General features: G+C 28.0%; 16 protein-coding genes. 12 read left to right on the top strand and 4 right to left on the bottom strand.

Going from position 1 to position 12,755, the window contains the following annotated elements; translation table 11 throughout:
* The first annotated feature begins 43 nt into the window (after window positions 1–43).
* The 4 genes from LPB137_RS07745 to LPB137_RS07730 all read left to right on the top strand — a co-directional run bounded on the left by LPB137_RS07745 (window position 44) and on the right by LPB137_RS07730 (window position 3,446).
* Window positions 44–1,657 (top strand): phosphoethanolamine transferase, encoded by a 1,614-nt coding sequence (locus LPB137_RS07745; protein WP_076086654.1) that lies wholly within the window; start codon window positions 44–46, stop codon window positions 1,655–1,657.
* The gene (locus LPB137_RS07740; protein ID WP_076086652.1) at window positions 1,635–2,339 is read left to right on the top strand and encodes a phosphatase PAP2 family protein; all 705 of its coding nucleotides are present in this window, start codon (window positions 1,635–1,637) and stop codon (window positions 2,337–2,339) included. The genes LPB137_RS07745 and LPB137_RS07740 overlap by 23 nt, the downstream gene beginning before the upstream one ends.
* Before the next feature lie 20 nt (window positions 2,340–2,359).
* Window positions 2,360–2,728 carry a diacylglycerol kinase gene (locus LPB137_RS07735; protein ID WP_076086650.1) on the top strand — a complete coding sequence of 123 codons (369 nt, stop codon included), beginning with the start codon at window positions 2,360–2,362 and terminating at the stop codon, window positions 2,726–2,728.
* A 490-nt stretch (window positions 2,729–3,218) separates the two neighbouring features.
* Window positions 3,219–3,446, top strand: coding sequence for a hypothetical protein (locus LPB137_RS07730; RefSeq protein WP_076086648.1), 228 nt, complete (start codon window positions 3,219–3,221; stop codon window positions 3,444–3,446).
* A 210-nt stretch (window positions 3,447–3,656) separates the two neighbouring features.
* Here the strand turns inward: LPB137_RS07730 and LPB137_RS07725 are convergent, their stop codons facing one another.
* Window positions 3,657–3,905 (bottom strand): CDGSH iron-sulfur domain-containing protein, encoded by a 249-nt coding sequence (locus tag LPB137_RS07725; protein ID WP_076086646.1) that lies wholly within the window; start codon window positions 3,903–3,905, stop codon window positions 3,657–3,659.
* A 17-nt stretch (window positions 3,906–3,922) separates the two neighbouring features.
* Window positions 3,923–4,546, bottom strand: a complete 624-nt coding sequence (locus tag LPB137_RS07720) for a hypothetical protein (RefSeq protein ID WP_076086644.1) — start codon at window positions 4,544–4,546, stop codon at window positions 3,923–3,925.
* Between the two features lie 110 nt (window positions 4,547–4,656).
* On the opposite strand from LPB137_RS07720, the gene LPB137_RS07715 reads away from it, so the two are divergent.
* The 8 genes from LPB137_RS07715 to LPB137_RS07680 are packed head-to-tail and all read left to right on the top strand — an operon-like array spanning window position 4,657 to window position 11,386.
* Window positions 4,657–5,301, top strand: a complete 645-nt coding sequence (locus LPB137_RS07715) for a hypothetical protein (protein WP_076086642.1) — start codon at window positions 4,657–4,659, stop codon at window positions 5,299–5,301.
* Between the two features lie 10 nt (window positions 5,302–5,311).
* Entirely contained in the window at window positions 5,312–6,136 is an 825-nt protein-coding gene (gene hypB, locus LPB137_RS07710) for a hydrogenase nickel incorporation protein HypB (protein ID WP_076086640.1), read from the top strand.
* 1 nt (window position 6,137) lies between these two features.
* Window positions 6,138–6,464: a HypC/HybG/HupF family hydrogenase formation chaperone gene (locus LPB137_RS07705; protein WP_076086638.1), complete on the top strand. Its 327-nt coding sequence runs from the start codon at window positions 6,138–6,140 to the stop codon at window positions 6,462–6,464.
* The gene (gene hypD, locus LPB137_RS07700) at window positions 6,451–7,611 is read left to right on the top strand and encodes a hydrogenase formation protein HypD (RefSeq protein WP_076086636.1); all 1,161 of its coding nucleotides are present in this window, start codon (window positions 6,451–6,453) and stop codon (window positions 7,609–7,611) included. The genes LPB137_RS07705 and hypD overlap by 14 nt, the downstream gene beginning before the upstream one ends.
* A 12-nt stretch (window positions 7,612–7,623) precedes the next feature.
* Window positions 7,624–8,616 carry a hydrogenase expression/formation protein HypE gene (gene hypE, locus LPB137_RS07695; RefSeq protein WP_076086633.1) on the top strand — a complete coding sequence of 331 codons (993 nt, stop codon included), beginning with the start codon at window positions 7,624–7,626 and terminating at the stop codon, window positions 8,614–8,616.
* Between the two features lie 8 nt (window positions 8,617–8,624).
* Entirely contained in the window at window positions 8,625–10,274 is a 1,650-nt protein-coding gene (locus tag LPB137_RS07690; RefSeq protein ID WP_076086630.1) for an enoyl-CoA hydratase-related protein, read from the top strand.
* Complete coding sequence (gene hypA / locus LPB137_RS07685; protein ID WP_076086627.1) at window positions 10,267–10,608, top strand: hydrogenase/urease nickel incorporation protein HypA; 342 nt, start codon at window positions 10,267–10,269, stop codon at window positions 10,606–10,608. Before LPB137_RS07690 ends, hypA begins: the two co-directional genes overlap by 8 nt.
* A gap of 10 nt (window positions 10,609–10,618) precedes the next feature.
* Window positions 10,619–11,386 carry a DUF695 domain-containing protein gene (locus tag LPB137_RS07680; protein ID WP_076086624.1) on the top strand — a complete coding sequence of 256 codons (768 nt, stop codon included), beginning with the start codon at window positions 10,619–10,621 and terminating at the stop codon, window positions 11,384–11,386.
* Window positions 11,387–11,408: 22 nt separating this feature from the next.
* Here LPB137_RS07680 and LPB137_RS07675 read toward each other — a convergent pair whose 3' ends face one another.
* Both LPB137_RS07675 and LPB137_RS07670 read right to left on the bottom strand, forming a co-directional pair.
* Entirely contained in the window at window positions 11,409–11,942 is a 534-nt protein-coding gene (locus tag LPB137_RS07675) for a hydrogenase maturation protease (protein ID WP_076086621.1), read from the bottom strand.
* Between the two features lie 140 nt (window positions 11,943–12,082).
* Window positions 12,083–12,754, bottom strand: coding sequence for a response regulator transcription factor (locus LPB137_RS07670; RefSeq protein ID WP_076086618.1), 672 nt, complete (start codon window positions 12,752–12,754; stop codon window positions 12,083–12,085).
* Between the last annotated feature and the right edge of the window lies 1 nt (window position 12,755).

The following is a 12,755-nucleotide window of genomic DNA, read 5'->3' as shown; positions in this document are numbered from 1 at the left end:
TTTCAATTGTTAATTTATTAATATCAGAAACTAAAGGAAAATAATGAAATTTATTTCACAATATAAACTTATACTATTAGTTGCCATATTTTTTGCAACTTTTTATAATTTATCTTTTTTTACAAATGTCATATCAATTTATGAACCCGTAGGTAAAAATATTTTATATATTTGTTCTCTTGCTATTGTTTTAGTAGCATTTACTGTATTTTTATTTACACTACTCTCTTCAAAATATACAACTAAACCTCTTTTAATAATTACATTAATGGTTTCTTCATTTACTGCATATTTTATGGATACATATCGTGTAGTTATTGATGATGAAATGATACGAAACTCTTTACAAACAAACTTAGCAGAATCTAGTGACTTATTTAGTTTTCAACTAGTTTTTTATGTCTTATTATTAGGAATATTGCCCTCTTATTTTGTTTATAAAATAAAACTAGAATACAGACCTTTAAAAAAAGAATTATTATTAAAGGTAGGAACTATTATTGTAGCTTTAATTTTTGTTATACTTCCAATCTTCTCTTTTAGTAAATTCTATACTTCTTTTTTTAGAGAACATAAACCTCTTAGATACCATGTAAACCCGATTTATTGGATTTATAGTACAGGAAATTATATTAGCAAAACAATGAACAGTGGTCCTATGGTTGTAAAACCTATAGGACTTGATGCAAAAATCCAAAAAACTGAAGATGAAATTGATAAAAAAGAATTAATAATAATGGTTGTAGGAGAAGCTACAAGAGCTGATAGATTTTCATTAAATGGTTATGAAAAAGAGACAAACCCCTTACTTAAAAAAGAAGATGTAGTTAATTTCTCAAACTTCTATTCATGTGGTACTTCAACTGCACAATCAGTACCGTGTATGTTTTCTATTTATGATCGTGATACTTATGATTATAAAAAAGGGATTACTACTCAAAATGTATTAGATGTATTAATCAATACAAAAGATGTAAAAGTTCTATGGAGAGATAACAACTCAAGTTCAAAAGGTGTTGCAGACAGAGTTGATTATGAAGATTATCGAACAAATAAAAACAATACAATTTGCGATGATGAATGTAGAGATGAGGGTATGCTTATTGGGTTAGACAATTATATTAAAAAAAATAAAGATAAAGATATTTTAATTGTATTACATCAAATGGGGAATCATGGCCCTGCATATTATAAGAGGTACCCAAAAGATTACGAAAAATTCACGCCAGTTTGTGAAACTAATCAATTAGAGCAATGTACACAAGAAGAAGTTAGTAATGCTTATGATAATGCAGTTTTATATTCTGATTACTTCTTATCTAAAACTATAAACTTCTTAAAACCATATTCAAAAGATTATGAAACAGCAATGGTTTATATGAGCGACCATGGAGAGAGCTTAGGAGAGAATGGACTTTACTTACATGGAATGCCTTATTTTATGGCTCCTGATGAACAAAAACATGTAGCATCATTTATGTGGTTTGGTGAAGGTGATATTAAAGAAGATATTGATGTTGATAAACTTAAATCATATTCCGATAAAAAGTTTTCACAGGATAATCTATTTCATACCTTATTATCATTTTTTGAAGTTGAAACAGATGTTTATGAAAAAGAGATGGACATATTAAATGATGCAAAAAAATCTCACTAAATATATTCTAATTACTATTATATGTTTGATTTTTACAATTGCATTATTTGAATTCACAGCTATAGATATTATCGTACAAGGTTATTTTTATAATCTTGATACAAGTTCTTGGGCTTTAGATAGTAGTGAACCTATTTTAAAGTTTTTACTTTATGATGGAATAAAAAAACTTTTAATATTTTTTGCTTTTCTTATTCTTTGTAGTTTAATATTTTTTAGAAAAAAAAAGATTATAATTAATTATAAGAAGGGATTAATTATAGTTTTATTATCCGCCATAATTATTCCTGTAACAGTTGGTGCATTAAAAGCTACAACAAATATGCCTTGTCCTAAAAATATAGAATTTTTTGGTGGAAATTATCCAGATGTAAAACTGCTTGATTCCTATCCAATAGAGTTTATGCAAAACAAAAAAATAAAATGTTGGCCAGCAGGACATGCGAGTGGTGGCTTTGCACTTCTTTCTTTATTCTTTTTATTTAAAAAACGAAGGAATCAAATATATGCACTTAGCTTTGCTTTGACTGTTGGATGGAGTATGGGTACGTATAAGATGCTAATTGGTGACCATTTTTTAAGTCATACAATTATTACAATGCTTATTGCTTGGCTACTCGTTCTAATTATTTATAAAATAATTAGTTATATGGGAAAAAGAAAATATGTACAACAACAATAATAATAATAAAAGGAAGAATATTGAGAAATCAACCAAAATACAATTTTTTTAAAAATACAAATTATGCATTAAAAGGTTTAAAAGATTTAATAAAATATGAAACATCTTTTAAAATAGAATTAATAATCGCAATAATTCTAATGCCTACTCTTTTTATAATAGATGTAACAATAATTAGTAAACTTTTAATGTTTACTAGTTTAACAGGAATGCTTTTAGCAGAAGCTATAAATAGTGCTATTGAAAGAGTTGTTGACCTTGTTACTCTTGAACATCATGAAATGGCAGGTAGAGCTAAAGATGTTGGAAGTACTGTGGTGTTTATAAGTATTTTTATATTTGTAGTAACATGGGGTACAATTTTATATACTCATTTTTTATTTGAATGATAAATTGATTTCATTCCAAGGAAGTGTTTAAATTCTCTTTAAATCTAATAAAAATAAAATAGAATATATAACTTTTTTAAGACTAATTTTAAATCATCTGTTCACCGTCGCCTATCGATAACTTTGCATAATCAAGAAAGTACTATTATATGTATGTATGAAAACATTATCGGATTGGAATACGAAAATAAATTTCTATATGTGTGGGTTTTCATATATCAATAAACAATATATATTCTATATTTATTTCAAGCACATAATTTAATATATTTTATTTGCTTTATAATATCTATGTAATCAAATTCATCATAATATCTTTCTCAACAACCTCTTATATTTTAAGCAGTTTTTACTAATGAAAAGCTTGTTCCAAAAAGAGTTGAATTGTTGAACATTCTCAAAATACCGTTTTTAGTGTTATAGCTATACCAATAGTATTATATTTCTTATTGTAAATGTATTTGCTATAATTTACAAAAAAAGGAAATAAATGAAAGTTATTCCATTTATATTATTCATCTTAGTTTGGGTACTTCTATATAAGTATTTAGCTAATAAAAAACAAAAAGGGAAAATACTATCTCATATTTTTAGTTTACTAGCTGCTATTTTTATCTTACTATTATCTGCAGGAATCATTGCAGGTTCAGTTACACAAGAACAAAAACTTCAAGAACTAAAAGAACAAATGATAGAAAAGATGCAAGAGAAACAATAATTTAGTTTGAAACTTAGAAAAAGTTACAAAACCTCTTATGTTTGGAACAGAAAACACTCAAGTGAGTTTTCCTGTTCCACAAAGTGTTCAAAAATTAAAAACTACAAAGTTCCATAAGTTTTAAAGAATTATGGAATAACTAAATAGTACTTTTCAAATCAGTTATTTAAAGTTTCACCTAAATTCCTTTAAAATATTAAATACTTTTGTTTATTCTAATAAAAAATCTAAGTCCAATTTCTCACGTTTTGCATGTGCTCCATCACAAAAAGGTGTACAGGTACTGTTTTTACATAGACATAATAAAAATTCGGCATTTCTCGTAGCTATGAACTCTTTTGGAGTTAAATCAGTACCTTTATGACTTCCATCACAAAGTACGCCATCTTCACTTTGTCCACAAGTACAGAATTGATAAGTTTCACCTTTTTTTAGGTAAGTTCTCACTGGGTGTTTCATATATGTATTCCTTTAAATTATTCTATATTTTTTCTTTGAAGGTTAAATCTCCATTCAGCTTCTTTAAGATAAAAAATAAACTTTTCATCACTCACACCTTTGTAACGGCAAATAAACTCTTCAAAATAATCCCAAAACCTTGTAATAGTATTTTGAGATTTTGAAAGCTTTGATATTGTATTAAATTTAAGATATTTCATTAAAAGCTTATGCTCTTTTTCATCATCATCTTTAATCAATGATAGTTTTTTCTTAGGCATCATTATATTATAAATCGTATCATCATAACAAAATGTGAGAAAATGTTGAAGTTTATCTATATTTGTTTCAATTTGAAGACTTCTTGGTAAATAAAGATATTCATCATAGTTTGTTACTCTATGAGAATTTTTTTGATATATTTCATCTGCATAAATTGCAATATTCTTTCTAAATTTTTCAAAGTAATTTTGAATAGTTAAAAAGTGCATTTTAGTACTAATAGCTGTTTGTCTTGCTGTGTCACCTTTTTTAAAATGGTCGAAAACTCTTTCTTCTCTTTGTATTTTTTTCAGGCTAAATTTTCTTTTACATTTACTGCATTTTCTTTGCGTATTGGCAAGTGCATAAGTATGAGGATGATTACAATAGATACATTTCATTAATTATTATACTATTTAGTTCCTAAAATAGAGTAGAAGTAAATTTCTTAATAAATATTTAATTATTAAATACTATTATAATGAATAAACATTCATTTTGGAGAGAATATATGGAATTAACTTTACTTGTTATATTTTGGTATGGAATACTTCATGCTTTTGGTCCTGATCATCTTAGTGCTATAGCTGATTTTTCTGTTGGAAAAAATCAAAGAAAAACACTACTTATAACATTTTTATTTGCTTTAGGACATGGAGTAAGTCTTTTTATTTTTGCAAAACTATTAGAATCTGTAGAAATTTCAGAAGAACTATTAGCATATGGAGATATTGTTTCTGCAACAGTTATTATAGGAATGGGAGTATATTTACTCTTTATGGTAATAACTAAGCGTATTCAATTACAAAAGCATAGCCATGAAAATAAAGAACATATTCACATTTACTTTGGTAAATCACATGAGCATAATAATGATTCTACTGCTATGACTTCTTCTCTTAGCTTAGGACTTCTAATGGGAGCAGGTGGTGTAAGAGGTATGCTTATTACATTAGGTGCTGTTAGTAATGGTACTGTTGATTTGACAATGGTTGCTGCATTTACTTTAGGTGTTATGCTTATTTTTGGAGTATTTGGACTTTTCATGCTTTATATAAATCAAAGATTTTTAGGTAGTCTTACAAATGTAAGACGAACATTTTCTATAGTAGGTATTATTTCACTTATTGTAGGAACAAATATTTTATTAGGATAGGAGATTAAATATGTGTACAGATTGTGGATGTAGTATAAGAGGAATGGATGAACACGCTCATGAACATAGTCATGATGGCGGAAAAACATTTCATTCTCATGAAAAAATGACAGATGAAGAAAATAAATCTAGTGATCATCAAAAAGCGCATGAACATTTGCATCATAACCCTCAGTTAAACGATACAAAAACTATTTCTGTTATTCAAAAAATATTAGATAAAAATGATCAAGAAGCAAATCATAATAGAAAGCATTTAGAAGATAATAAAATTTTAGGTGTTAATCTTATGTCTAGTCCAGGTTCTGGTAAAACAACACTATTAGAATACCTAAGTGACGTTGCAGAGTTTAAATTTGGAGTTATAGAAGGTGATTTAGAAACTGAACGAGATGCAAATCGTTTACGTGCTAAAGGAATACACGCTGAACAAATACAAACAGGTACAGCATGTCACTTGGATGCTTTTATGGTACATAAAGGTTTACATCATATGCCACTTAATGATATAGATATTTGTTTTGTAGAAAATGTTGGAAATCTTGTATGTCCAGCCTCATATGATGTAGGAACACACTTAAATATAGTACTTGTTTCAGTACCTGAAGGTGAAGATAAAATTGCTAAATATCCTGTGATGTTCCGTCAAGCTGATTTAGTACTTATTACTAAAACAGATTTATTGCCACATTTCAAATATGATATAGAAGCAGAAAAAGCAGAAGCTAGAAGATTAAAACCAAGTGTTGATATTTTAGAAGTAAATGTGAATGATTTAAATTCTGTTAAAGCAGTTGCCAATTGGATAGAATTTAAACGTAAAATGAGAGGCTAATATGTGTTTATCAATTCCAAGTAAAGTGGTTAAAATCTCAGAAGATGAAACAATGTGTACTGTTGATACAATGGGTGTGAAACGTGATGCTAATCTAATGATGATGGAAGATGGTGATGTAAGTTTAGGAGATTATGTACTTTTACATATTGGTTTTGTTATGAATAAAATTGATGAGGAAGAAGCTTTATCTTCTATTGATACATATAAAGAAATATTAAATCACATGGATGAAGAAGAAAGGCAAAGAGCAATTCTTGAAGATGATGAATGTGCAGCGCGTGGAGCAACATATACTGAGGAGATTAAGAGTAATGAAGGAACTTGAACTCAAAAACCTCTATGATGATTTTCGTGATGCCAAAACAATTAAAGCATACGCCAAAATTATTGCAGAAGATGCAAAAAAGTTAAAAAGACCTATTAATATTATGGAAGTATGTGGTGGTCACACGCATACGATTATGAAATTTGGTTTACCTCAGCTTCTTCCATCAAATATAAACTTTATTCATGGACCTGGTTGTCCTGTATGTATTATGCCAAAAGAAAGAATTGATCATGCATATGTTTTATCAATGCAAGAAAATGTTATTTTAGTAACATTAGGTGATATGATAAAAATACCAGGATCAAATGGTAGTTTACAAGATGCTAGAGCAAAAGGTGCTGATGTTCGTTTTGTTTATTCACCTATGGAGTGTATTAAAATAGCTCATGAAAACCCTGATAAGAAGGTAATCTTTTTTGCTATTGGTTTTGAAACAACTACTCCTATGACAGCAGTTCTTGTTAAAGAAGTTATAAGTAAAAAAATAAAAAACATTTTATTTCATATAAATCATGTAACAGTTCCTGAAGTAATGGTTGAACTTATTGATAGTCGAGATGTTCATGTAGATTCTTATAATAATGAAATTGATGCTTTCTTAGGACCTAGTCATGTAAGTGTTATCTCTGGATCTAAAATCTATGAAAAGTTTCCAAAAGATTATGAACGTCCAGTTGTTGTAACTGGATTTGAACCTGTAGATGCTATGCAGGGTATTAGTATGATAATTAAACAGTTTTTAGAAAAAAGATGTGAGCTTGAAATACAATACAAAAGAGTAGTGAGTTATGATGGTAATTTAAAAGCCCAAGACTTGATAAATACTTATTTTGAAAAAATGAGTTTGTTTAGATGGAGAGGAATTGGTAATGTTCCTGATAGTGGATTAAAGTTAAGAGATGAATATGCACAATATGATGCTGAAAAAGTTTATTCAAGTGTACTTCCAATCTCCCAAATAGAAGACCATAAACTTTGTATTTGTGGGGATATATTAAGAGGAATGGCTAAACCAAAAGAGTGTACTATTTTTGGTACAGCCTGTAAACCTACATCTCCTGTTGGTTCATGTATGGTAAGTAGCGAAGGTGCTTGTGCCGCATATTATAAATATGGAAATTTAACTTTTAGTACTACTACTTAAAAAAGGAACAAAATGATAAAAACAATTACACTAGCACACGGTAATGGTGGAGCAGAGAATAATGAGCTAATTGAAAAAGTGTTTTATAAACATTTTAAAAATGACATTTTATCAAAAAGTGAAGATGCCGCAGTTATAGAAGAGGGTAAACTAGCTTTTACAACAGATTCTTTTACAGTTAGTCCTTTATTTTTCCCTGGTGGTGATATTGGTAAACTAGCAATTTGTGGAACATGTAATGATCTTTCTATGATGGGAGCTAAACCTAAATACTTAACTTGTTCCGTTATTATTGAAGAAGGTTTTTTAACAAGAGAACTAGAAAAAATAGTTAAATCAATGAAAAAAGAACTTGATATAAATGGTGCTATTGTTGTAAGTGGTGATACAAAAGTAGTTCCAAAAGGAAGTGTAGATAAGTTATTTATAAATACTACAGGTATTGGGGAAATAGAACATAAAGGAATTTCTGCATCTGCTTTAAAAGAAGAGATGAGTATTTTAGTAAGTCGAGATATTGGTACTCATGGTGCTACAATTTTTGCAGAACGAGAGGGTATAAAACTTACTAGTACTTTACAAACTGATTGTGCATCACTTTATCCTGAAATAAAGAAACTTGTAGATTCTGGAATTAATATAGTTGCTTTAAGAGATGCAACTAGAGGTGGAGTTAGTGCTGTTTTAAATGAATGGGCTAAAAGCTCTGATGTTTGTATAGAAATTGAAGAAGAGAGTATTCCTGTTAGAGAAGAAGTTAGAGGTATATGTGAAATGCTAGGTTTTGAGGCAGTTAATCTTGCTAATGAAGGTACTTTTCTTTTAGCAGTAGCAAAAGAAGATGAAGAAAAAGCCTTAGAAATATTACAAGAAACACATAAGACTTCAAGAATAATAGCTAGTGTTACTAATCAGTATAAAGGAAAAGTTTTATTAAACTCTTCATGGGGTACTAAACGCTTTTTAGATTTACCAACTGGTGAATTATTACCTCGGATTTGTTAAGTTAATAAATGAAAATTCTTCTTTTAGTTACATCTTTTAATTCTGTTACTCAAGCTATACATACAAAACTTATAGATTCTAACCATATTGTATCTGTATGTTTTGCAATAGAAGAAAAACAAACACTAAAAGAAATTGAAGAGTTTGACCCAGATTTAATTCTTTGTCCTTTTTTAAAAAGTTATATCTCTTCTATCATTTATGATAGATACCCTGTCTTTATCTTTCATCCAGGTCCAAGAGGAGATAGAGGTCCAAACTCTTTAGAACATGCCTTGAAAAGTCATACTAAAAAATGGGGTTTAGTAGTTTTTCAGGCAAATAAAGAATATGATGGTGGAAATATTTATGCACAAGAAAGCTTTGATGTTAGAAATACTTATAAAGCTTCTATTTATAGAAAAGAGATTGTAAGAGCTTCTCTTAATGCTTTAGATACTTTGTTAGAAAATATAAAAAATGATAATTTTGTAGAACAAATATTAAATCCAATTCATAAAAAGTTGACAAAAGAAGATAAAACTATAAATTGGACAATAGATACAACACAAGAAATAATAGAAAAAGTCAATCTTTGTGACTCTTTTCCTGGTTTACTTGATGATATATTAGATTTACCTTGTTATTTATATGGAGTACATAAAGAAGAAAAACTAAAAGGTAAGCCTAAAGAAATTTTAGCAAAAAGAGATGGAGCTATATGTTTAGGAACAGTTGATGCAGCTTTATGGATAAGTCATCTAAAAGAACCTAATGGTTTTAAATTACCTTCAACTTATGTGCTTAAAGAAAAACTAAAAGGCATAAAAGAAGAACGATTACCTCTTATTTTTGATAAAAGTTATAAAACATTTTATGAGTTAAGCGTAGATAAGAAAGACAATGTAACTTATTTACATTTTAATTTTCATAATGGTGCAATGAATACGGCTCAGTGTATTCGTCTTAAGTATGCAATTGAGTATATAAAAACTCAATGCGATGTTTTGGTTCTAATGGGAGGAGAAGATTTCTTCTCTAATGGAATACATTTAAATATTTTAGAAGATAGTAAAAAACAAGGCGAAGATGGGTGGGCTAATATAAATGCAATGAATGATGTAGTTCATGCGATACTTTATGCTAGTGAAGTTGTTACTATAGCTTCTTTTTGTGCAAATGCAGGAGCTGGTGGGTTTTTTATGGGACTTGCTTGTGATTATGTTGTTGGAAAAGAAGGTATAGTACTTAACCCTCACTATAAGACATTAGGATTAAGTGGAAGTGAATATCATACGTATTCTTTAGCTAAAAGAGTTAGAAAAGATGTAGCAGATAAATTACTTAATGATTGTTTACCTATATCTATTACAGAAGGTAAGAATATGGGTATAGTTAATGAGGTATTTAGTCATAATAAGTATTTAGAATCACTTCATAGTTTTGCAATATCAAAATATGATGAAGAATTTTTATGGGATAAAGAAGAATTTTTAGAAGAAAATACACAGATGATTGAAGTATTAAAAGAAGAAGAACTTAAAATAATGCATTCGGAATTTTGGGATAAAGAAAGTAAGTTTCATAACTTACGCTATGAATTTGTAAATAAAATAAGCCCATTACAAACACCTTCAAGGTTAAGAATAGAAATGATAAAGGATTATAAAAATGCATGAATATAGTGTTGTTCAAGCTTTACTAAATCAATGTGAAGAAGTAGCTAAGCAAAATGATGCTAGCAAAGTTATAAAGATAATTGTCAAAATTGGTGTTATGGCTGGTATTGAAATACATCTTTTAAAAGTTGCTTTTGATACATTTAAAGAGGGAACAATATGTGAAGACTCAGAGCTGATTATTAATCCTCAAAAACTGAAACTTGAATGTAAGGAATGTGGGAATATTTTTGAGGTAGAAGAAGTTCGTTATTTTTGTATAAAATGTGAAAGTCTTAGAGTTAAAATACTTGATGGGGAAGATATGCACCTCATGAGTTTAGAAATGAAATAAAGGAGTTAATATGCAAGAATATTGGGAATTATATATGAAAAACTTAGAAGGAAAGGCTGCACTTATACAGTTTAATGCAGGTATTTCTATGGATATGGAAGAATTAGAATTTACTCACCAAACAGTAGGATTTGTGAAAGCAAAACTAAAAGATGCAACTGCAAAAGGTTTTATTTCTGAAAAAGAAGAACCTGAAATACTTTTTATGGAAGACAAACTTGAATCAGCTATGCTTAAATTTCGTATTGGGAAATATGTAGGACGTATTGTTTCAGATGGTTATGTTACCTTCTTATATTATTTACAATTTACTTATAATTGGCCAGATTTTATAGAATATGCTTTAAATGAGCATACTTCATATGAGATAAGTAATGGACATAGTCATGATTCAGATTGGAACTATTATAAAAAGTTATTGTACCCAACAGCAAAAGAATGGCAAATTATACAAAATCATAAAGTATGTGATAATTTAAAAGAACAAGGTGATAACTTACAAACTCCTAGAGCCATTGAGCATAAAGTTTATTATAAAAATGAAGAAACCAAAGAATCTTTAATACAAGCCTTAGAGAAAGAAGGTTTTAAAATTAAAAAAGAAATAGAAAATGAAGAAGGTGTTAAAGGTTTAGATTTCTATCGTTTAGATAAACCTTTTTATCATGATATTGATGATTTGACATTAAACTTAATAGAAATAGCAGAATTTTATGAAGCTCAATATGATGGTTGGGAAACTAGTGTTGTAAAATCAGTAATGAAGCAAGGTATTTAATCCTTGCTATTTTGATATATACTTAAATCATAACTCCTGATGGATCTTTTGCTTTATCTATGATTTGATGTAATGTTGTATGCGAAGATACTTTTGTAGCTTCAATACCTTGTTTTTTTAAGTACTGTAATACAACAGAAATATATCCTTCAAAAGCATCTAAAAGCTCTTGACTTAATCCAAATTCAAAAGTAACTCTTGCTGGAATTATTCCAATTACTATTGATTCTGGGATTTCTTTACCTTGAAGTTCCATCATATCCATACATTGTAAAATGCCTATTTCATGAGCACCACCATTGTTAAGACCATATCCAGAAATCTCTTTCGCAGGAATAGCGTAGATTGAAGCAGGAGTATCATTCAACTGTAAACAATCTAAGATTACTATATGAGTATTATCTTCAAGAACATTGTATAAATGTATTCCTTCAACTCCACCATTAATAATCTTAATATTTTGAGAAAAGGTATAGTTTTCTTGTAAATATGTTGCTGCATATACACCTAATCCATCATCTTTTTGTAATATATTACCTATTCCTACTATGACCATAAATATCCATTTTAATTAGTATTCTATATTTTTAAAGAGTGATACTCTGAAAATAAATTATACTATAGCTAATTTAAAAAGACATATCAATAATTATTACTTCATAAAATGAAACACTTTAAGTAATTCATCTAAATTTATTAATTATTTAGTTTACTTTCAAAATAATTAAATCTATAACCTAATCCGTAAATATTTATTATTAATTCAGGATTTATATTTTTTCTAAATCTTTTTAAAAACATTCTTACTTTATTTTCGTTGTACTCTTCATCTTCATATAAAAGAGAGGATAAGTCTTCATTGCTAAACATTTCTTGCGTATTATTACAATATCTATTAAATAATTTTATTTCATTATTTGTCAATTTTATAATTTCATTCTTATGTTTTAATATCTTATTTTTTAAATTCCATTTGTAATCATACATTAAATCAATATTTTGAATTTCTTTAACATCAGATATTGCTTTTATTAGAGTCTGCTTTAACACATTTCTTGATACAGGTTTCAATAAATATTTTGTAAGTTTTAGTTCAATAGCTTGGATAAGAATATCTCTATCATCATGTGCAGTTAAAATTATAATAACTGTTTTATTATCTCTTTCTCTTATTTCTTTTGCAACTTCAATCCCATTTAACTTTGGAATATTTATATCTAATAATATTATGTCAGGAGTACAATTATAATACTCCTTTAGAGCCTCTTTTCCATTAGATACCTCAATAACTTCTCTAAAAATTGATTTTAAATAGAATCTGAGATTTTCTCTAATTTCAATATCATCTTCTACAAATAATAATTTCATT

Origin of the sequence: Poseidonibacter parvus, from assembly GCF_001956695.1 — a bacterium.
Taxonomy (GTDB): Bacteria; Campylobacterota; Campylobacteria; order Campylobacterales; family Arcobacteraceae; genus Poseidonibacter; species Poseidonibacter parvus.
The sequence above is the reverse complement of the archived record's forward strand: the minus strand, read 5'-3'. Positions and strand labels throughout refer to the sequence as shown.

What these genes read in the sequence shown, in the direction of transcription:
- hypD (WP_076086636.1), top strand. Translation starts at nt 6,451, where the DNA reads ATGAAGGAACTTGAACTCAAAAACCTCTATGATGATTTTCGTGATGCC.
- LPB137_RS07745 (WP_076086654.1), top strand. Translation starts at nt 44, where the DNA reads ATGAAATTTATTTCACAATATAAACTTATACTATTAGTTGCCATATTT.
- LPB137_RS07740 (WP_076086652.1), top strand. Translation starts at nt 1,635, where the DNA reads ATGATGCAAAAAAATCTCACTAAATATATTCTAATTACTATTATATGT.
- hypA (WP_076086627.1), top strand. Translation starts at nt 10,267, where the DNA reads ATGCATGAATATAGTGTTGTTCAAGCTTTACTAAATCAATGTGAAGAA.
- LPB137_RS07675 (WP_076086621.1), bottom strand. Translation starts at nt 11,942, where the DNA reads ATGGTCATAGTAGGAATAGGTAATATATTACAAAAAGATGATGGATTA.
- hypE (WP_076086633.1), top strand. Translation starts at nt 7,624, where the DNA reads ATGATAAAAACAATTACACTAGCACACGGTAATGGTGGAGCAGAGAAT.
- hypB (WP_076086640.1), top strand. Translation starts at nt 5,312, where the DNA reads ATGTGTACAGATTGTGGATGTAGTATAAGAGGAATGGATGAACACGCT.
- LPB137_RS07680 (WP_076086624.1), top strand. Translation starts at nt 10,619, where the DNA reads ATGCAAGAATATTGGGAATTATATATGAAAAACTTAGAAGGAAAGGCT.
- LPB137_RS07730 (WP_076086648.1), top strand. Translation starts at nt 3,219, where the DNA reads ATGAAAGTTATTCCATTTATATTATTCATCTTAGTTTGGGTACTTCTA.
- LPB137_RS07725 (WP_076086646.1), bottom strand. Translation starts at nt 3,905, where the DNA reads ATGAAACACCCAGTGAGAACTTACCTAAAAAAAGGTGAAACTTATCAA.
- LPB137_RS07690 (WP_076086630.1), top strand. Translation starts at nt 8,625, where the DNA reads ATGAAAATTCTTCTTTTAGTTACATCTTTTAATTCTGTTACTCAAGCT.
- LPB137_RS07720 (WP_076086644.1), bottom strand. Translation starts at nt 4,546, where the DNA reads ATGAAATGTATCTATTGTAATCATCCTCATACTTATGCACTTGCCAAT.
- LPB137_RS07670 (WP_076086618.1), bottom strand. Translation starts at nt 12,754, where the DNA reads ATGAAATTATTATTTGTAGAAGATGATATTGAAATTAGAGAAAATCTC.
- LPB137_RS07705 (WP_076086638.1), top strand. Translation starts at nt 6,138, where the DNA reads ATGTGTTTATCAATTCCAAGTAAAGTGGTTAAAATCTCAGAAGATGAA.
- LPB137_RS07715 (WP_076086642.1), top strand. Translation starts at nt 4,657, where the DNA reads ATGGAATTAACTTTACTTGTTATATTTTGGTATGGAATACTTCATGCT.